This window comes from Rhodococcus sp. Z13_19A (assembly GCF_058133575.1).
This window is the reverse complement of the sequence record NZ_JBYUNN010000002.1, coordinates 233,415-252,293: the sequence shown is the minus strand read 5'-3', so window position 1 is coordinate 252,293 and position 18,879 is coordinate 233,415. Positions and strand designations below refer to the sequence as shown.

The window sequence follows — 18,879 nt, the reverse complement described above, 5'->3', positions numbered from 1 at the left end:
CGGCTCAAAGCGCAGCTCACCCCCGCCCCGCCGACGCCTTCAGCGCCGTCCACTCCGTCTTGCTCCGCTCCACCGCAGCACTCGACTCCGCCAGCGCGCGATCATCCTCAGGCAACATCGGACACACCCCACCGCCCGTCAGGTCACACCATCACCCACCACGGTTCCTGGCACCGCCGCACACTCAACTGCCCGCAGAGCACCGAACCGCTCTCTCGCCTAGCTGACCTGCGTCCTAGCGCATCGCCACCAAAATCGGCACCACCCTCTCCATGGTCTTCACTGCAGCGGTGCAGGAGTCCACGCCGACAGCCGCCTCATGTTCACCCTTTATCCGGAGTGTCACAACCAGGCCCCCACTTCCGTCCAGGTCCGAAACCACGGAGCAACCACCTGGATCGTTGGGGGTTCTAAATGCAATGGATGGAAGGCCTGCGACATGCGGATGCGTGACGTCGGCTAAGTCCTGACGGGTGTCGTACAGCTTGACCGAGCCAGTTGTCGTCTTGACGCTCACCAATATGTGCTCGCCGGTCCAGCGACAACCGCGCTCCTCGACCTGACCCGACACGCTACTGTCCTTCTTGGTCGCCGGATCTAGGCCCAGACTGACCATGTCCCCATCTGCAATGTCATTGCACGGGTCGATTACCGGGCTCCTCGGAGGCGCAGGAACGTCAGCGCTAGGTGCCGTGACAGCGGTAGTTGGCACCACCGTCCCTGGAATGGCGGTGTCCACTCCCTCGCCACAACCCGCCAGTGCGAACATCATGACGAAGGTAGGAACGAGCGCCGCCGAACTCGAACACTTCATTGCGAAGGCCGGAAGCTGTTGGCACTGGTCGCCTCAGCAGTCGCGTACGCGCGACCGGCGGCACGATAGGTGTCCCGCATCTCTTGCAACACCTGTCGATGAGCAGTCAGCACCTGGGATGCTTCGCTTGCCTTGTTGTGGAACTTTCCCGCAAGGGCGACGCCGGCTTGGGGCACTCCAAAGCCATCCGTTCGATACAGCTCCTGAACCCTCAGCAAGTGATCCTCAATCTTCGCGATCGCGTCCTCACACGCCTTCGCGCACCGCTCCGCCGCCTCCGGCTCAAAGCGCAGCTCACCCCGCCCCGCCGACGCCTTCAGCGCCGTCCACTCCGTCTTGCTCCGCTCCACCGCGGCACTCGACTCCGCCAGCGCGCGATCATCCTCAGGCAACATCGGACACACCCCTCCCCCGTAAGGTCACACCGTCCGACGCGTCGCCGCCCCCCACGGTTCCTGGCGCCACAGGATCAGCTCAGGGCTGCATCTCGTTGGCCAGGTCGCGCAGCTTGTTCTTGGCCACCTTGTCCAGGGTCGCCCGGGGCAGCTCGTCCAGGAAGTAGACCTCCCGCGGACGCTTGAAGTCCGCCAAGCCTTCCTCGCACCCCTGCAGCACCGTTGTGCGGATCTCCTCCTCGGTGAGCGTGGTGTGCCCGCTGCGCACCGCGAACAGCACCGGCACCTCGCCGAGCATCTCGTGCTTCTGCGCCACCACTGCCTGCGCCTCCAGCACCCCACGGGCGAACAGCCCCAGCACGAAGCCCTCCACCTGGCTGGCCGAGACGTTCTCCCCACCGACCTTGAGAATGTCCTTGTCCCGGTCGCCGAAGTAGAAGTAGCCGTCCTCGCCGATCCGGGCCACGTCGCCGCTGCGGAACCAGCCGTCGTCGGCGAAGGAGGAGGCCATCGCCTCCGGGTTCTTGAAGTACTCCAGGAAGATCTGCACCCCGCGCGTCCCCCGCACCCACAGGTCACCGTTCACCCCGGGCGGGCACAGCTCACCGGTCTCCGGGTCCACGATGGCGAACTCGTAGCCCGGCGACGGGATCCCGATGTTCATCTCCGGGGAGTCCTGGATGACGTCGCCGCGGGTGGCGTGCGTGACCGTCTCGGTCATCCCCCACGTGGCGAACGTCGTGACCTTCCAGTGGTTCTCGATGTCGTGCAGCTTCACCCCGGTGGCCCACGTCTTGTAGGAGTGCTCGGGCACCGCCTGCGACGAGATGGCCTTGATGCAGAACGGGATCATCGACGCCCGCGTCACCTGGTGCTTGAGCGAGAGGTCCCAGAACGTGCTGGAGGAGAACTTCGGCTGCAGCACCACCGTGCCGCCCACCCACATCATCGACCAGAACGACCAGCTCTGGGCGTTGACGTGGAAGCACGGCAGGAACACCAGGTAGGTGTCGTCGCTGGTCATCAGCACGTTCTGCGACCCGCTGCGTCCACCCCACAGTGCGTTGGCGTGGGTGTGCACCACCGCCTTGGGCCGCGACGTGGTCCCGGACGTGTACTGGATCCCCACCGGCAGCATCGGCTCCGCGGGCCGCGCCGGCGGCTCGTCGCCCTCGGTGTAGAGGCTGTCCCAGGTGGGCTGGCCGTGGCCGAGCTGCTCCTCGGTGGCGGCCTCGCCGGAGTTGTCCTCGGTGACCACGAACCACCCGAGGTTGGTGGCGTTCTTGGCCAGCTCCTCGACGAACTTGGGCTGAGTGATGCACCCCACCGCCTCGGAGTGCTCCGCGAAGTACGTCAGCTCCTCGCCGATGCAGCGGGTGTTGGTGGTGACCGCCACCGACCCCACGATGGCCGAGGCGTACCAGGCGATCATCATCTCCGGGCAGTTGTCGGAGTGGATGAGCACCTTGTCGCCCTTGGTCACCCCACGGGCGATCAGCCCGCACGCCACCTGGTTGATCTCCTGCCAAAACTGCTGGTAGGTCCACGTGCGAGTGCGGCCGTCGCGGGGCTCCCACACCAGGAACACCTTGTCCGGCGTCTGCTCCGCCCACAGCTTGGCCAGCCACGGCACGTCCTTGCCGGCGAAGTCGTAGTACTGCGCGGAACGGTGCACGTCGAGCTGCGGCTTGATCATGGCTGCCAATCTGGTGAGTGGGGCACGTCTCATCGAGGCCAAGGCGGAGTGTAACCAGTGTCACTTTTCTTCCGCACCGCACTGAGCAGGGTCGACACAGACAGAGAACAATCAGCCCCATGAGCGCACCCTGGCTGAACCCCGGTCTCGTTGTCCGCCGCCAGGTTCGGGCGGTGACGGCATGAGCTCCCCCGAGGTGAGCACCGACGAGTGGGGCATCTCCCTGACCTGGCTGGACGACTTCGACCAGGAACAGCACCCCAGCGAGCGGACCCTGCAGGCGCTGCGCACGGTGATCGGCACGCCCCCAGCCGACCTGGACCAGCGCGCCCCCCTGGTGCTGGCCACCGGCGACGCCGTGACCCTGCCCAGCGGCCAGCTGGTGTGCGAGGACGGCACCACCCTGGACGTGGGCGGCCCCGCAGGTGAGCTCCCGCTGGGCTACCACCGGCTGGTCCCGGCCGGGGGACCCGAGCGCCGGCTGATCGTCTCCCCCGGCCGCTGCTTCCGCCCGGAGCCGCTGCGCGAGTGGGGCATGGCTGTGCAGGTCTACGCCGCCCGCGCCCGCGGCAGCTGGGGCACCGGTGACCTGGCCAGCCTGCGCACGGTGCGCGAGTGGGCCCAGCAGCGCGGCGCCGGCTTCCTGCTGGTGAACCCGCTGCACGGCGTGGCCCCCACGCTGCCCCAGGAGGACAGCCCCTACCTGCCGGCCACCCGCCGCTTCCGCAACCCGCTGTACCTGCGCATCCCCGAGGTGCCCGGCGCCGACGACGTGCTCACCCCCGCCGACCACGCCGCGGCCGCCGAGCTGGCCGCGCTGGACACCCTGGACCGCGACGCGGCGTGGACGCTGCAGCGGGCGGTGCTGCGGCGCATCTTCGACGCCGCCCAGCCCCAGGAGTTCGCCCAGTGGCGGGCCGAGCAGGGCGCCCCGCTGCAGGAGTGGGCCACCTGGTGCCTGCTGGCCCAGCAGCACGGCGACGACTTCCACGACTGGCCCGAGGAGCTGCACGACCCGGCCGGGCCCGCGGTGGCCGCCGCCGTCGCCGCCCAGCCCGACGAGGTGGCCTTCCACGCGTGGCTGCAGTGGAACCTGCAGCTGCAGCTGGAACGCGCCTGCGACGGGATGACCGTGCTGCAGGACCTGCCCGTCGGAGTATCCGGCGGCGGCGCCGACGCCTGGGCCTGGCAGGGCGTGATGGCCGACGGCGTGACCGTGGGCGCTCCCCCGGACGAGTTCAACGGCCTCGGCCAGGACTGGGGCTCACCGCCGTTCGTGCCGTGGCGACTGCGGCTGGCCGACTACGAGCCGTTCATCCAGGGAGTGCGCGCCACCCTCGCCGGGGCGGGCGGGCTGCGGGTGGACCACGTGATGGGACTGTTCCGGCTGTGGTGGGTGCCGCCGGGCAAGGGCCCCACCGAGGGCGCCTACGTGCGCTACCCGTGGCAGGACATGCTCAACATCGTCGCCCTGGAGAGCCACCGGGCGCAGGCGCTGGTGGTCGGCGAGGACCTCGGCGTGGTGGAGGACGGCGTCCGCGAGGCGATGGCCGACTTCGGCATCCTCAGCTACCGGCTGCTGTACTTCGAGGAGGACGCCCCCGCCACCTGGCCGGTCGAGGCGATGTCCGCGGTGACCACCCACGACCTGCCCACCGTGTGCGGGTTGGTGGACGGCACCGACATGGCCGAGCAGCAGGCACTGGTGCTGGGCAGTGACGAAGAGCTGGCCGCCGCCCGGGCCGGGATGCTGGCCAAGCTCGGCGTGCGCCCGGAGATGACCGGTGAGCAGGCGGTGCTGCAGGCCCACGAGAAGCTGGCGCAGGCCCCCTCGGCGCTGCTGTGCGCCACCATCGACGACGCGGTGCTCGCCGTGCGCCGGCCCAACGTGCCGGGCACCACCACCCGCGACAACTGGTGCATCCCGCTGCCGGTGCTGGTGGACGACCTGGGCGAGACCGCCTCGGCGGAGGCGCTGGCCGAGGAGCTGGGCAGCGCCGTGCGCCCCGGTGGCGCCGCATGAGCCGCTTCGCCGGAAAGGTCGTCGTGGTCACCGGCGGCGGCACGGGCATCGGCGCGGCCACGGCACAGCGCTTCGCCGCCGAGGGCGCGATCGTCACCATCACCGGCCGCCGTCGGGACAAGCTGGAGCAGGTGGCCGCCGCGGCCGACGGCGACGTGCGGGTGGCCGAGGTCGACGTCACCGACCGCGACGCGGTGGAGCAGCTGGTGGCGGACGTGGTGTCCGCCTGCGGCGGGCTGGACGTGCTGGTGAACAACGCCGGCACCGGCGCCCCCGGCGACGTGCTGCACACCAGCGACGAGGACTGGAACCGGGTGCTGCGCACCAACGTCGACGGTGTCTTCCACGGCTGCCGGGCCGCCATGCCGCACCTGATCAGCAGCGGCGGGTGCATCGTCAACGTCTCCTCGGTGTCCGGCCTGGGCGGGGACTGGGACAACGTCGCCTACAACGCGGCCAAGGGCGCGGTGGTCAACCTGACCCGCGCGCTGGCCATGGACCACGCCGCCGACGGGGTGCGGGTGAACGCGGTGGCTCCGTCGTTCACCTTCACCGAGATGACCCAGGGCATGGTCGGCAACGACGAGGTGATGGCCCGCTTCACCGACCGCATCCCGATGGGCCGGGGCGCGCAGCCGGAGGAGGTCGCCGCGGTGATCGCCTTCCTGGCCAGCCCCGACGCGGGCTTCGTCACCGGGGTGAACCTGCCGGTGGACGGCGGTCTCAGCGCCTCCAACGGCCAGCCGAGGATGACGTGACCACAGTCGCGGTGCTCACCACCGGTGGCACCATCGCCAGCAGTGCCGACGCCACCGGCGCCAAGGTGGCCGGGGTCTCCGGGGCCGAGCTGCTCGACGGGGTGGACCTGCCCGCCGGCGTGCAGGTGCAGGTGCGCGACGTGCTCAGCAAGAACAGCGCCGCCCTCACCCTGGCCGACCTGGACGTGATCCGCCGCGCGGTGGCCGCCGCCCTGGCCGAGGGCGTGGACGGCGTGGTGCTCACCCACGGCACCGACACCACCGAGGAGACCGCCTTCCTGCTCGACCTGGTGCACGACGATCCTCGCCCGGTGGTGCTCACCGGCGCCCAGCGCGGCGCGGACGAGCCGAACACCGACGGGCCCGGCAACCTGCGCGACGCACTCACCGTGGCCGCTGACCCGGCCGCCCGCGGCCTGGGCGTGCTGGTGGTGTTCGACGGGGCGGTGCACGCCGCGCGCGGCACCCGCAAGATGCACACCCTGGCGTCGGCCCCCTTCGCTGATCCCGAGCTGGGCGCGGTGGGCCGCGTGGTGCTCGGCGAGCTGGTGGTGCAGCGACCGCCACAGCGCCCGGCCCCGTTGTCCGGGCTGACCGACCTCGCCGACGTGCGGGTGGACGTGGTGGCGCTCTACCCCGGTGCGGACGCCACCGCGCTGGACGCCTGCGCCGCCGCCGGCGCCCGCGGGCTGGTGCTGGAAGCACCCGGGCTGGGCAACGCCAACCCCACCGTGGTGGCGGCGGTGCGCCGGCACGTCCAGCGGGGCGTGCACGTGCTGCTGTCCAGCCGCGTGCCGGCCGGTCCGCTGCGCGCGGTCTACGGCGGCGGGGGCGGGGGCCGCGACCTGGTGGCCGCCGGCGCGGTCCTCACCGGGACGCTGCGCCCCAGCCAGGCCCGCGTGCAGCTGGCCGCGCTGCTGGCCGCCGGCGCCGACGACACGCAGGTGCGCACCGCTTTTGCCGCCAGCTAGCGAGGAGTGAGCCCCGAAGTGCTCGGCCCCTCCAGCACCGTGCCGTCGGCGGCGAAGCGGGAGCCGTGCAGCGGGCAGTCCCAGGACCGCTCGGCGTCGTTCCAGGAGACGATGCCGCCCAGGTGCGGGCACATCGCCGACACCGTGTGCGTGGTGCCGTCCACCGTGCACACCGCCACCGGGGCGGGCAGGTTGCGGCGCACCTCGCCGTGGCCCTCCGCCGGCTGCTCCACGGAGCCGGGGCTCAGCAGCGGCTTGATCCAGCCCTCGGCCAGGTTCCACCCCACCTTGGCGTTGAGGCTGGCGCCCTTGGGAAAGCCCACCAGCTCGTGCAGCCGCCAGCTGTCCAGCACCCGGGCCCACGGAGTGCTCTGCTCGCCCAGCACCCGCTTGGACAGCAACAGCGCCGCGGCCACGGCGTTGGTCATGCCCCACTTGTCGAAGCCGGTGGCGATGAGCACGCGCTCGTCGCCGGGGGTGAGCGGGCCGACGTAGGGCAGCCCGTCGATGGACTCGTAGTCCTGCGCCGACCACCAGTGCGTCAGCCTCGCCCCGGGGAAGTGCTCCTCGGTCCAGCTGCGCAGGTCGTCCACCATCGCCTGCTCCGACGTCACCCGGCCGACGACGTGGCCGTTGCCGCCCACGATGAGCCGGGGCGTGCGGGCTCGCCGGCCGCGGAAGGTGGGCGCCGTACGCAGCGAGCGGGTGGTGGCGTCGGCGCTGAGGTACATGCCGGTGGGGATCGGGCCGGGCACCGTGAACGCCAGGCAGTACGAGCGCAGCGGCTCCAGCCGCGCGAAGTAGCCGGCGCGGTCCAGGATCGGCATGCCGGTGGCCAGCACCACCCGGTCAGCGCGGACGTCACCGTGCTCGGTGACCACTGTGGTCTCCTCGCTCGGGTGCACCTCGGTGACGCGAGTGTTCTCGAAGATGTCCGCGCCCAGCTCCCGCAGCTCGGCGGCCAGGGCGAGCAGCACGTCCATCGGGTCGAGCTGGGCCTGGTCGTCCAGGCGCACCCCGCCCAGGGTGGGGTAGGGCAGGTCGAGGTCGCGGTCCCACCGCGCGTCCAGGCCGACCTTGACGGCCACGGCCAGCTCCGCCCGGGCCTGCCGCCGGCCCCGCGGGGTGGTGCCGTAGGTGATGGCGGGCGTGCGCTGCACGGGAACCTTGCGCTGGGCGCAGTAGTCGAGCAGCCACTGCTGACCCTCGCGGTTGGCCTCCACGTAGCTGCGCACGGAGTCGGCGGGCTGCTTGCCGGCCAGCTGGCTCAGCCGGGTGCCCTGCAGCAGGCTCACCTTGGCGGTGGTGTTGCCGGTGGTCACCGCACCCACCGTGCGTGCCTCCACCACCGCGACCCGCCGACCGGCCCGAGCGAACAACAGCGCGGTGACCAGACCGGTGAGCCCGGCGCCGGCCACCACCACGTCGTAGCGTCGCCCCTCGGTCAGCGGCGGGTACCGGGGCAGCCCGGGGCGGTCGAGCCAGAGCGAGGTCAACGCGGGTCCTCCTGGGAGCCGGTGCGGGAGCCCCCCATGTAATCACCGTCGTGACCTGGTCGCACGTCGGTGCCGGTGGGGGACAGATCTGCGTCGCGAGTCGGGTCGTTCGGTGCCATCCTTGACCCGGCCCACCTGAGGAGTGCACATGAGTGACGTCATCGGCATCGGCGCCGCGACCTGCCCCCCGCCGACCGTTCCCGCCGACGAGCCGGCCCGGCTGACCACGCTGCGGCGCTACGAGGTGCTGGACACCCCGCGCGACGGCGCGTTCACCCGCGCCGCCCAGGTCGCTGCGCACGTCTTCGACGTGCCGATGGCCACGGTGACCCTGGTGGACGAGGACCGGATCTGGTTCAAGGCCGCGGAGGGTCTGCCCCCCGGGGTCGCCGAGATCAGCCGCGAGCCCGGGCTGTGCGCGTCGGCGATCCTGCAGGACGAGCCCTACGTGCTGCCGGACACCCTGCGCGACCCACGCACCCTGGAGAACAGCCTGGTCCGCGGCCGGCTGGGCGTGCGGTTCTACGCCGGGGCACCGATCGTCACCGAGGGCGGGCACCGCCTGGGCACGGTGAACGTGCTGGACACCCGGCCCCGGCAGCCCACCTCGGAGCAGCTGTGCACCCTGCGCAGCCTGGCCGGCATGGTGATGCAGCAGCTGGACCTGCGGCTGGCCGCGCTGCGCGCCGCCCGCAACCAGGAGATGAACCTGCGCAACGCCCTGGCCTCACGCACCGACACCGACCGCGCGGTGGGGATGGTCATGCAGCACCGACAGTGCACCGCCGAGGAGGCATGGCAGGTGCTCACCCTGTGCTCGCAGGGGTCCAACATCAAGGTGCGCCGGATCGCCGAGGCCATGGCCGAGCTGGTCGCCAGCACCACCCCGGCCCTGCTCGAGCCGGCCGCCTACCGGGCCGCGCGGCGCGTCCTGCAGCTCACCGACCGCTAGCCGACGTGACTTCTCCGCCCGCGCTGCTGCGGCGCCTGGGCACCGAGATCGCCCGGCGCTACCACCGCCTCGAGCTGGCGGTGGCCGGTGACCTCCCCGACAGACCGGTGCTGCTGGTGGCCAACCACGGCTTCGGCGGGCTGCTGGACGTCACCCTGCTGGCCGTCGCCGCTGCGCTGCACGAGCTGCGGCCAGGGCGCCCGGTCACCGTGCTCGCCCACCCGCTGGCCTGGACGCTGGGCTTCGGAGCGCTGGCGGAGGCCTTCGGCGCCCGGCCCGCCAGCATGGCCAACGCGCTGGAGGCGTTCGCGCAGGACCACCACGTGCTGGTGCTGCCCGGCGGGGACGTGGAGGCGGCGGCCACCTGGAACAACCGCAACCGCATCATCTTCGACGGTCGGCCGGGCTTCGCCGCCCTGGCCCTGCGGGCGGAGGTGCCCATCGTCCCGGTGGTGACGGCAGGGGTGGGCGAGACGCTGCTGGTGCTCGCCGACGGGCAGAACCTGGCCCGGGCCGCACGCCTGGACACCTGGCTGAACCTGCGGGCGCTGCCGTTGTCGGTGTCGCTGCCGTGGGGGCTCAACCTCGGACTGGTGGGGCTGGTGCTGCCCTACCTGCCGCTGCCGAGCAAGCTCTGCACCGCCGTGCTGCCGGCCGTGCAGGCCCGCGACGGGGAGAGCGCGGAGGAGCTCGCCGGACGCGTGCAGACCCTGATGCAGGACCGCCTCACGGCGATGACCGAGGGCAGGCGACCGGTGCTCGGCTAGCGGCGCGAGGTTGCGGTTGACAGCACCGCGGGCCTCTGACCAGGGTGTTAGCCACGCCACTGCCGGGTGCGAATGCCGTGCACAGACGTACACTTAGGACTTCACGCGTCCTCGAGAAGCCGGGATCGCTGCCACCGTCCGCCCTGGGCCCCGCCTGCACAAGCACGGGTTGCTCGGGGCCGGAGCGGGTGGCCACCGCACCACGGACGCCCGTCGGCGTCCGACCACGCGAGACCACTAGGAGTGCTGAATGACTGAGCAAGACAAGTCTGGTGAGGCCCGCAAGGGCATGTTCGACTCGATCAAGGGCAAGGCCAAGGAGGTGGCCGGCGCGCTGTCCGGCAACGACTCCCTGACCGCCGAGGGCCAGCTGGACCAGACGCAGGCCGCCCAGCGCAGGGAGGCCAACGCCGACGCCGCCGTGGCCGACGCAAAGGCCAAGGACGCTGCCGAGGACCTCACCGAGGTCCGGCAGGAGGCCGCCCAGGAGCGCACGGCCACCGCCCAGGAGTCCGCCGCGGCCAAGCAGGCTGCCGAGGCCCGCCAGCAGGCGGAGCGTCGCCAGGCCGAGGCCGCCAAGCAGCAGGAGACCGCCCGCGAGCAGGCTCAGGCCGAGCGGGACGCCAAGGCCAAGGAGCAGGGCGCCGAGGCCACCGCCCGCGCCAAGTCCACCTCCGCCGCACAGGACGCCGCCCAGGCGAGCGCCGAGCACACCGCCGCCAACGCCGAGGCGGCCAACGCCGAGGCCGCCGCCGAGAAGGCCCGCCGCGAGGCGGCGAAGCTCAGCGGCGACGCCGAGCTGTCCTGACCACCACCACACCGATCGAAGGAGACCGCATGAACGTGCTCAGCATCCCCAAGGCCGCGCTGCGGCTGCCCTACCAGGTGGCCCGACTCCCGCTGCAGCTCATCGAGACGCAGGTGGTGTCCCGCATGCACGACGAGGCGCCCGTGCGGCTCGCCTACGAGCGCACCCTCGGCGCCATCGACGGTGCCGTCGGTCGCGCCCTGGGCGACCCGGCCGCCATCCGCCGCGGGGAGGCCCTGCAGGAGCGCAGCGCCGCCCTCACCCGGGCCGTGGAGCTGCAGGAGGAGGCCGACCGCAAGCGCGAGCAGGCCGACGCCGAGCTGAAGGCCAAGCAGCAGCAGGCCCGCGAGGACCAGGTGGCCGCGCAGCGGGAGAAGCAGCAGAAGCAGGCCGCGGCGCGCAAGGCCGAGGAGGACCGCAAGAAGAAGGCGGCCGAGCAGGCCGAGCAGCGCGCTGCGGCGGAGAAGAAGCAGGCCGACGAGCTGGCCGCCAAGCGCAAGCGGGACGCCGAGGCGGAGAAGAAGGCCGAGCAGGCCAAGATCGACGCCAAGGAGAAGCAGGCCGCGGCGCCGGCGACGGCCGAGCTGAAGGAGGCCGCCGCCAAGCGTGACGAGGCCACCCAGAAGCGGGCCGACGCCAACCAGGTGGAGAAGCTGGCCGAGGCAGAGAAGACGCAGCGGCAGAACGCGCAGAGCTAGTCGGCGCAGAGCCAGTCAGCGCAGAGCCAGTCAGCGCAGCACCGCACCACGCAGAGAGCCCGGCAGCCGGACCCAGTGTCCGGTTGCCGGGCTCTCTGCTGTGCGGCGCCTAGCGCTTGTTGATCCAGACGATGCGGTCCTCGTCGCCCAGCTGCGGCTCGAAGGTGACGGCGTAGGTGCCCGACGGCAGACCGTTGGGCTGCTCGAAGCAGACGTTGCCGGTGATCTCCGCGCCCGGTGCCACCGCGCCGGACTTCAACCGGTTGGGGATGTCGGAGGCGTAGCTGGCGTCCTCGATGCGCCCCGTGGGGTCAGCCAGCTCCCAGCGCAGGTTGGTGAAGGTGCGCTCCTTGGTGTCCTGGTTCTTCAGGACCACCGACGTGCAGAGCAGGTCGTCGTACCGGCCCTTGAACTCGGTGAGCGCCGTGGTGGTGACCGCGATGCTGTCCTTGGTGCCCAGCTCGCCGGCCTGGACGATGGTGTCGCCCGAGCTCTTGCCCGGGTAGTTGTCACCCGAGGTGGTCGACGAGCTCGACGGTGCCGCGCTGGAACTGGAGCTGGAACTGGAGGGGCTACCGGAGCTAGACGGGGCAGCGGAGCTGGTGGGGGCAGCGGTGTCGCCGTCGTCGTCGGAGCTCTGCACGGCCACGATGGCCACGCCGGCGCCGATCACCAGCACCGCGACCGCCGCCGACGCCAAGATCCAGATCTTGTTGTTGTTCTTCTGCGGCGGCACCGGCCCCTGCGGGAAGCCGGGCTGGCCGTACGCGGGCTGTCCGTAGCCGGGCTGTCCGTAGGTGGGCTGGCCGTACTGCTGCTGCTGGTAGGCGTTCGGGTCGTACTGTCCCTGGGCGTACTGCTCCTGGCCGTAGCCGGGCTGGCCGTACTGCGGCTGCCCGTAGCCGGGCTGGCCGTACTGCGGCTGGCCGTAGGCGTTGGGGTCGGTCTGCCCCTGCGGGTACGGCCCCGAGGGGTAGGAGCCCTGCGGGTAGGGACCGGACGGGTAGGAACCCGGCGCGTAGCCCTGCTGGCCCTGGTCCCCCTGCTCGTTCTGCGGGGGGGTCGGGTTGGACGGCTTCTGCCAGCCGGTGCTCTGGGGCTCGCTGGACGAGTCATCTCCGGTGGGCGGAGGCTGCTGAGACATCGACGTGGTCCTTTGACTGGGGGGAGGGCGGCCGGGGCCGAAAGCCGCTCCTCGTTGGACCCAAGTGGCCGAAAGAGCAACCTTCGCAGCGCATTCTAAACAGATGCCGGCTCACACCCGTCACATTCCGACGCGGCCGCCGAGGCGGTGGCGGGGCACATCACGGCTGGTTGCGCGAGTGCTGCGAACGCTAGGGGGCGAACACGAGTGCACGCAGACAGGACGAGCGACCGTCTGGCGCGAGCCACGGCGCTGCAACCACCCGCACCGCCACCGTGCTGATCGGGCTGGGCGCCGGCCGGGCTCGAGCGCTTCACCGTGGAGCTGGCGCCCGAGGGCGTGGTGACCGGCCGCGTGCAGGCGTCGCCGCCGGCCTGGCCGGTGCTCAGGCCGCTGGGACCAGCGCCTCGGTGGGTGCAGCGGTGCATCGCTGCGCTGTACCCGCGGCGGCTGCAGGCACGCTGAGCACGCTCAGGCTCGGGCGCAGCAGCCCCAGTCAGCCAGCTGGTTCAGCAGCTGCGCGCCCGTGGTGTTGTTCGCCGAGGCCAGCACGTCGAGGTCCGCTGCACGCATCTCCAGCAGCGTGGACGTGCCGCCGCGGCGGTGCAGGACGGTCTCCACGTGCTGGCGCACTGGCTGGGCCTGCTCCTGCGTCAGCTGGCGCACCCGGTCGACGTTGAGCACCAGGCGCACCGGCTTGGCGTCCGCGCGAAGCTCCGGGATCAGCTCGGCGACACCGACACCGTAGAAGCGGGCGAGCGCGGCCAGGCGGATCATCGTGAGGCCGCGGTCACCCCGCTCGTAGGAGCCGACGACCACGGCCTTCCACTGGCCGTCGGACTTCTCCTGCACGGCCTGCAGCGACAGTCCCAGTCCCTTGCGGACCTCGCGCAGCCGTCCGCCCAGCGCCTTGTTGAACTCTGACATGGTGCCCCCACCCCTACCCGTACCGCTCGTCCCCCCGGACGTGCTCACCCACCATGGCACAGGGCACCGACACCGGTCAGTCGTGCGAACGCAGTACGGCCACGCCTGGGCGCCCCGCCGCGGTACGCAGAGGCCTCCAGTACCATCATCAGGGCTGTTCGCCGACCGCTCTGGCCGCCGAGAGCCTGTGGTGGGAGATCCCTTGACGGTTCTCTTGCTACCCCCGCCTCTATAGCTCAGGGGATAGAGCATCGGTTTCCTAAACCGTGTGTCGCAGGTTCGAATCCTGCTAGGGGCACCCAGCGCGGGGCGGCTGACACAATCGGTCTCGTGGATTCGCTTGAGGCAGAAGATCGTTCCCAGCGACTGCTCGGTAACGTCGCGCGAGCCCACGAGCTGCTCAACCGTTGCGGTGAGTCCTGGTGGGCGCGGTGGATCGCCGTCGTCCAGCGCGAGCTGACGGCACACGACGCCCACGGGCTGGAGCGGCTCCTCAACGGATATGGCGGCATGGGCGGCTTCCACGATCTGGTCATCCACCCCATGAATGGTCACTCCGTGGCGGCGGACGACGTCGATGCCGTCAACAACGAGCTCGTCCGGCTCAGCGCGGAGATGCATGGCGATGCCCGCGCGCTGCTCGGCGCCCTCCGTCGGGAGCGATAGCCGGTCCCTCGTCCGCTCCCACCACAAAGCCCGTGACAGGCTGCGGGCATGACCACTGGCGGCCACTCCCGAGGAACCGAGCAGCTACCTCGGTGGCAACGGTGGGCGGGCCTGACCCCCGCACCACAGTGGTCCTTGCGCCGCCGGATCGCTTACGGCGTGCTTGCAGCCGTCGTCATCCCGGGCACGTTCTCCCTGGCAGTGGGCGCGCGAGGGCCGTGGTTCGGCGTGTTCGCTGCACTCACCTACGCGGTGATGTTCGCATCCGGCGTTCTCGCACCCAACCGATATGACCGCTGGATGCGCCGGCACCCCCGAGTCGACGGCGCGTTCTTCGGTCCGCTCGTGTTCATCCCACTGGGCTTGTTCACTGATCTCAGCCTCGGGTGGTGCGGAGCAATCGCCGTGGTGGCAGCTCTCGTGCTGGTCTTCCTGCCTCGGCGCCGACGTCCGAGCGGGTCAGTCAGATGACGGGTCGGGTCCACACCGGCTAGCTCCGCGCGTGCCCTTCACGAGGATCGGCGCAGCTGCCGCACCACCAGGGGCAACGCGGCCGCCACCACCACGATCAGCACGGCGAATGCCAGCGGCCGCAGCACCGAGTGGGCCGGCGCCACCACCGAGGCCAGCAGCGCCAGCCCGCTCAGCACGCCCAGCGCCAGCAGCAGGCGGTCCTCGGTCGTGGGCAGGCCGCCGGTGATGGCCTCGCTCTCGGAGTTGCCGGTGAGCACCAGCCAGTCGGTGTCGCGGTAGGGCGGCTTGAGCTGGTGCGCGCGCTCGCTGACGTGCGCCACGTGCAGGGTGCGCTCCTCCCCGTCGGCCAGGTTCACCACCACGCGCGGGCTCTTGCGCACGTCGCCGTAGCTGGCCTGCACCGAGTGGCTGCCCGGCTCCAGCGGCATCGTGCGGGCCTGGCCCCGCTTGAGCCTGGCCACGACGACGTCGTCGACGATGATCTCGAACCGCTTGGTCGCCCCCAGCCGTGCCGTGTTCCGGACAACCGTGATGTGCGCTGACACGTTGAGCCCCCCGCTCCCGCCGTGCGCCACCTAAATCGGCTGGGCTGCACGGGCATTCGAGACACTACAACTGCTCACGGTCCGTGTCAGGACTGTTGCGCAACGTGTCTCACCTGCTTCTTCGGCGGCAGCACCTCCCCCCGGCCGAGAATCGTCAGCCCCCGTTCACCCTGGCGGCACCGCAACACCCCTGCCGGTTCACCACGGCGCCGGATCATCGCAGCCGCCTGACCAACCGGGCAGGCACCAGCGAGCACCCGTCCTGATTGGATCCCCCGTGCGTCGTCCCGCCTCTCGTCCCCGAGCTCGCCTGTACGCCGGTTGCGCCCTCGCCGTGGTCGGTGCCACCAGCGCGGCTCTGGCCGCACCTGCCGGGGCACTCGCGCAGCCCAGCAGCCCCACCGCGGGTGCCACCACGCTCTTCCGCACCGACCTGCCGCCGCTGGCCGTGGTGGGCGGCGCCTCCCTCAGCGCAGGCGCCTACGGCTCCTCGCTCTACCCCAAGCCGGGCACCAGCGACGAGTTCTACGGCCTCACCGACCGGGGCCCCAACGTGGACAGCCCCGTGGCCGGCCAGAAGATCGAGCCGCTGCCGAGCTACCAGCCCCAGATCGGGTTGTTCCGCCTCGTCGACGGCACCGCCACGCTGCTGCAGGTGATCGGCCTGCAGGGCCCGGACGGCAGCCCGTACAACGGCCAGGTCAACCCCGAGGCCTCCACCAAGGAGACCATCGTCGACCTCGACGGCAACCGGCTGGCCGACTCCCCGCTGGGCTACGACTCCGAGGGCCTGGTGGCCATGCCCGACGGCACCTTCTACGTCTCCGACGAGTACGGGCCCTACATCACCCACTTCGACGCCACCGGACGCCAGCTCGACCGGCTGAGCCCGTTCGACGGCTCGCTGCCTCGCGAGCTGGCGATGCGCGACCCCAACAAGGGGATGGAGGGCCTCACCGTCACTCCCGACGGCACCACCCTGGTCGGGGTGATGCAGAGCGCGCTGATCACCCCTGACCTGAGCGTCAAGCCCAAGAACGTGGTGCCGCTGCGCATCGTCACCATCGACCTGGCCACCAAGGCCACCCACGAGTACCTCTACCTGCGCCACCTGGACAGCGCGGAGACCAACGTCAGCGAGATCACCCCGCTGGGAAACACCACGTTCCTCGTCGACGAGCGCGACGGCAGCACCGGGCCGGACACCTTCAAGAAGCTGTACAAGATCGACCTCGCCGGGGCCACCGACGTGGGCCCGGCCAGCACCGTCGCCGGTGCCACCTACGACCCAGCGGCCGGCGGCCTGCTGGTGCAGGGCAGGTCCATCGAGGCCACCGTGGGCAAGGCCACGGAGGCCGCCGCGGCCACCGCACTGACCGCCGCCGGCATCACCCCGGTGACCTCCCGGGAGTTCCTCGACGTCACCGCCCTGGTGCACGACGTGGACCCGACCGGCGGGTACTTCGCCCACGACAAGATCGAGGGGGTGGCCGTGCAGAACGGCACCGGCCTGGTGACGCTGAGCAACGACAGCGACTACGGCATCGACGCCGTGGCCGAGGGCTCCACCTCCGCCCCGTACTCCCTGCACGTCAAGACCACTCCGGACGGCAAGCAGGACGACGGGGCCTTCCTGCAGGTGGACATGACCAAGGTCGCCGCTGCGTTCGCCCCCGGCTACACCGCCCCCACCCTCACCTCGGCGGTCACCGGCTCCACGCTCACCGTGAGCGCCACCGGGCTCGAGCCGGCCACCACCTACGCGCTGCGGCTGCGCACGGAGTCGGCCGCGCTCGGCACGCTGACCACCGACGCCCGCGGCACCGCCTCCGCCGCGGTCGCCGTGCCGGCGGACTTCGGCGGCGCCCAGGTGGTGCAGGCCGCGCTGCCCCACGGCGTCGCGGCCAGCACCACGGTCACGCTGCCCGCGGTGTCGCGCCCCGGTCACCTGCAGGTGCTGCCCGGCACCGCCGAGGCCGGCGGGGTGCTCGGCGTGCTGCTCACCGGCTGGGCCCCGGACACCACCCTCACCCTGCAGGTCGAGGGCAGCAGCCGGACGCAGACGGTGCGCACCAACGCCTTCGGCTTCGCCGTGGGCGCCACGGTGCTCGACGCCGCCACCCCGGCAGGCACCCACACCCTGCGGGTGACCGCCGCCGACGGCGCCACCCGCACCGGCGAGCTCACGGTCACCCCGCTGGTGCCGTGGTCGCCCTACCAGGTGCTCAGCACCGTGCTGCGGGTGCTGCTGGGCCTCTGATCCCCCAGCCGCACTGCCCCTGCTAGCCGCCGGCCATCGCCCCCACCACCAGGTACGGCTCGTCACCGGCGAGCACGGCCTGGGGCAGGGGCGTGTCCGGCAGCTCGTGGGACAGGTCCTCCTGGCAGGCGAAGAACCGCACGAACGGGCGGCGCTTGCCGCTCTCGCGGTCCCGGATGGTGCCGCGCAGCACCGGGTACTGCTGCTCCAGCAGGTCCAGCACGGTGCGCTGGGTGGCCTGGCCACCCAGGTCCAGCTGCACCTCGCGGTCGGCCTTGGCCAGCACCCGCAGGTGGGCGGGAAGCACTACTCGGATCATGACAGCGTCTGCACCTCCACGGAGAGCACGGCGGGCAGGTCCCGCACGATGGGCGACCACGTGTCGCCGGAGTCGGGCGAGCAGTACACCTGCCCGCCGGTGGTGCCGAAGTACACCCCGCACTGCTCCAGCGCGTCCACCGCCATGGCGTCGCGCAGCACGTTGACGTAGCAGTCGCGCTGGGGCAGCCCGACGGTGAGCGGCTCCCACTCCTCGCCGCCGGTGCGGCTGCGGTACACCCGCAGCCGCCCGTCCGGGACGAAGTGGTGGTAGTCGCTGGTGATGGGCACGACGTAGACGGTGTCCGGCTCGTGGGCGTGCACCTGGATGGGGAACCCGAAGTCGGTGGGCAGGTTGCCGCTGATCTCGTTCCACGTCCCGGCGCCGTCGTCGCTGCGCATCACGTCCCAGTGCTTCTGCATGTACAGCACCTCCGGCCGCGACGGGTGCATGGACAGGCTGTGCACGCAGTGGCCCACCTCGGCCGCCGGCGACGGGATGCCGTCGGACAGCAGCCCCTTGTTCACCGGCTGCCAGCTCTGCCCGAAGTCGTCGGTGCGGAACACCCCGGCGGCGGAGATGGCCACGAACATCCGCTCCGGCCGGTCGGGGTCGAGCAGGATGGTGTGCAGGCACATCCCGCCGGCGCCGGGCTGCCACTGCGGCCCGGAGCTGTGCTCGCGCAGGGCGGTCAGCTCTGACCAGCTGTGGCCGCCGTCGGTGGTGCGGAACAGCGCGGCGTCCTGCACCCCGGCGTAGACGGTGTCCGGATCGGTGGACGAGGGCTCCAGGTGCCACACCCGGGTGAACTCCCACGGCCGCTGGGTGCCGTCGTACCAGAGGTGGTTGCCCGGTGGAGTGGCGTAGGAGAAGTCGCTGTCCACGGCGTCCCAGGTGGCACCGCCGTCGTCGGAGCGGTGGATGAGCTGGCCGAACCACCCGCCCGAGGGGGCGGCGTAGAGCCGGTTGGGGTCGGCCGGCGAGCCCGCCACGTGGTAGACCTCCCAGCCCGGGAAGAACGGGCCCTGCACGTCCCAGTCGCGGCGCCGCTCGTCGGAGGTCAGCACGAAGGCGCCCTTGCGCGTGCCGACCAGTACGCGTGCTCCACTCATTCGACTTCCCCTCTCCGCCGTGAACGTCCTCCTCGGTGGACGCCACGGGTGCGG

General features: G+C 71.6%; 18 protein-coding genes, 1 tRNA gene and 1 pseudogene. 11 read left to right on the top strand and 9 right to left on the bottom strand.

The window, feature by feature from the left end:
- Positions 1–235 precede the first annotated feature (235 nt).
- The 3 genes from AC3YNX_RS07865 to AC3YNX_RS07855 form a co-directional block, all read right to left on the bottom strand.
- On the bottom strand, positions 236–769 hold the full coding sequence (locus AC3YNX_RS07865) for a DUF3558 domain-containing protein (protein WP_489995121.1): 534 nt from the start codon (positions 767–769) through the stop codon (positions 236–238).
- A 41-nt stretch (positions 770–810) separates the two neighbouring features.
- Positions 811–1,209, bottom strand: coding sequence for a hypothetical protein (locus AC3YNX_RS07860; RefSeq protein WP_489995120.1), 399 nt, complete (start codon positions 1,207–1,209; stop codon positions 811–813).
- 79 nt (positions 1,210–1,288) lie between these two features.
- A complete protein-coding gene (locus AC3YNX_RS07855) occupies positions 1,289–2,905 on the bottom strand; it encodes a class I adenylate-forming enzyme family protein (protein ID WP_489995119.1) in 1,617 nt (538 codons plus the stop codon).
- Between the two features lie 181 nt (positions 2,906–3,086).
- Here AC3YNX_RS07855 and malQ point away from each other — a divergent pair, with 181 nt between their 5' ends.
- The 3 genes from malQ to AC3YNX_RS07840 are packed head-to-tail and all read left to right on the top strand — an operon-like array spanning position 3,087 to position 6,657.
- On the top strand, positions 3,087–4,928 hold the full coding sequence (malQ, locus tag AC3YNX_RS07850) for a 4-alpha-glucanotransferase (protein WP_489995118.1): 1,842 nt from the start codon (positions 3,087–3,089) through the stop codon (positions 4,926–4,928).
- Positions 4,925–5,686, top strand: coding sequence for a meso-2,3-butanediol dehydrogenase (budC, locus tag AC3YNX_RS07845; RefSeq protein ID WP_489995117.1), 762 nt, complete (start codon positions 4,925–4,927; stop codon positions 5,684–5,686). Before malQ ends, budC begins: the two co-directional genes overlap by 4 nt.
- A complete protein-coding gene (locus AC3YNX_RS07840; RefSeq protein WP_489995116.1) occupies positions 5,683–6,657 on the top strand; it encodes an asparaginase in 975 nt (324 codons plus the stop codon). Before budC ends, AC3YNX_RS07840 begins: the two co-directional genes overlap by 4 nt.
- On the opposite strand, the gene AC3YNX_RS07835 is transcribed toward AC3YNX_RS07840, so the two are convergent.
- The gene (locus AC3YNX_RS07835; protein ID WP_489995115.1) at positions 6,654–8,153 is read right to left on the bottom strand and encodes an FAD-dependent oxidoreductase; all 1,500 of its coding nucleotides are present in this window, start codon (positions 8,151–8,153) and stop codon (positions 6,654–6,656) included. The genes AC3YNX_RS07840 and AC3YNX_RS07835 overlap by 4 nt on opposite strands.
- A 148-nt stretch (positions 8,154–8,301) precedes the next feature.
- Here AC3YNX_RS07835 and AC3YNX_RS07830 point away from each other — a divergent pair, with 148 nt between their 5' ends.
- The 4 genes from AC3YNX_RS07830 (at position 8,302) to AC3YNX_RS07815 (ending at position 11,378) form a co-directional block, all read left to right on the top strand.
- On the top strand, positions 8,302–9,105 hold the full coding sequence (locus AC3YNX_RS07830; RefSeq protein ID WP_489995114.1) for a GAF and ANTAR domain-containing protein: 804 nt from the start codon (positions 8,302–8,304) through the stop codon (positions 9,103–9,105).
- Between the two features lie 5 nt (positions 9,106–9,110).
- Complete coding sequence (locus AC3YNX_RS07825; RefSeq protein WP_489995113.1) at positions 9,111–9,872, top strand: 1-acyl-sn-glycerol-3-phosphate acyltransferase; 762 nt, start codon at positions 9,111–9,113, stop codon at positions 9,870–9,872.
- A gap of 250 nt (positions 9,873–10,122) precedes the next feature.
- A complete protein-coding gene (locus AC3YNX_RS07820; protein ID WP_127782081.1) occupies positions 10,123–10,680 on the top strand; it encodes a CsbD family protein in 558 nt (185 codons plus the stop codon).
- Positions 10,681–10,709: 29 nt separating this feature from the next.
- Positions 10,710–11,378, top strand: coding sequence for an IF2 family translation initiation factor (locus AC3YNX_RS07815; RefSeq protein WP_489983633.1), 669 nt, complete (start codon positions 10,710–10,712; stop codon positions 11,376–11,378).
- Positions 11,379–11,487: 109 nt separating this feature from the next.
- Here AC3YNX_RS07815 and AC3YNX_RS07810 read toward each other — a convergent pair whose 3' ends face one another.
- Positions 11,488–12,522 (bottom strand): DUF4352 domain-containing protein, encoded by a 1,035-nt coding sequence (locus AC3YNX_RS07810; RefSeq protein ID WP_489995112.1) that lies wholly within the window; start codon positions 12,520–12,522, stop codon positions 11,488–11,490.
- A 309-nt stretch (positions 12,523–12,831) separates the two neighbouring features.
- On the opposite strand from AC3YNX_RS07810, the pseudogene AC3YNX_RS07805 reads away from it, so the two are divergent.
- A pseudogene (locus AC3YNX_RS07805) lies at positions 12,832–12,987 on the top strand (hypothetical protein); the annotation flags it as partial.
- A 6-nt stretch (positions 12,988–12,993) separates the two neighbouring features.
- On the opposite strand, the gene AC3YNX_RS07800 reads toward AC3YNX_RS07805, so the two are convergent.
- Positions 12,994–13,449, bottom strand: a complete 456-nt coding sequence (locus AC3YNX_RS07800; protein WP_164860559.1) for a helix-turn-helix domain-containing protein — start codon at positions 13,447–13,449, stop codon at positions 12,994–12,996.
- A 225-nt stretch (positions 13,450–13,674) separates the two neighbouring features.
- On the opposite strand from AC3YNX_RS07800, the gene AC3YNX_RS07795 reads away from it, so the two are divergent.
- Both AC3YNX_RS07795 and AC3YNX_RS07790 read left to right on the top strand, forming a co-directional pair.
- Positions 13,675–13,747: transfer RNA gene (locus AC3YNX_RS07795), tRNA-Arg, on the top strand.
- A 32-nt stretch (positions 13,748–13,779) separates the two neighbouring features.
- Positions 13,780–14,115: a DUF6966 domain-containing protein gene (locus tag AC3YNX_RS07790; RefSeq protein WP_127782076.1), complete on the top strand. Its 336-nt coding sequence runs from the start codon at positions 13,780–13,782 to the stop codon at positions 14,113–14,115.
- Between the two features lie 509 nt (positions 14,116–14,624).
- Here AC3YNX_RS07790 and AC3YNX_RS07785 read toward each other — a convergent pair.
- The gene (locus AC3YNX_RS07785; protein ID WP_489983629.1) at positions 14,625–15,134 is read right to left on the bottom strand and encodes a hypothetical protein; all 510 of its coding nucleotides are present in this window, start codon (positions 15,132–15,134) and stop codon (positions 14,625–14,627) included.
- Positions 15,135–15,411: 277 nt separating this feature from the next.
- Here AC3YNX_RS07785 and AC3YNX_RS07780 point away from each other — a divergent pair, with 277 nt between their 5' ends.
- The gene (locus tag AC3YNX_RS07780; protein ID WP_489995111.1) at positions 15,412–17,394 is read left to right on the top strand and encodes an esterase-like activity of phytase family protein; all 1,983 of its coding nucleotides are present in this window, start codon (positions 15,412–15,414) and stop codon (positions 17,392–17,394) included.
- Positions 17,395–17,416: 22 nt separating this feature from the next.
- Here AC3YNX_RS07780 and AC3YNX_RS07775 read toward each other — a convergent pair whose 3' ends face one another.
- The gene (locus AC3YNX_RS07775; RefSeq protein WP_489995110.1) at positions 17,417–17,713 is read right to left on the bottom strand and encodes a MoaD/ThiS family protein; all 297 of its coding nucleotides are present in this window, start codon (positions 17,711–17,713) and stop codon (positions 17,417–17,419) included.
- On the bottom strand, positions 17,710–18,825 hold the full coding sequence (locus AC3YNX_RS07770; protein WP_489995109.1) for a WD40/YVTN/BNR-like repeat-containing protein: 1,116 nt from the start codon (positions 18,823–18,825) through the stop codon (positions 17,710–17,712). Before AC3YNX_RS07770 ends, AC3YNX_RS07775 begins: the two co-directional genes overlap by 4 nt.
- Between the last annotated feature and the right edge of the window lie 54 nt (positions 18,826–18,879).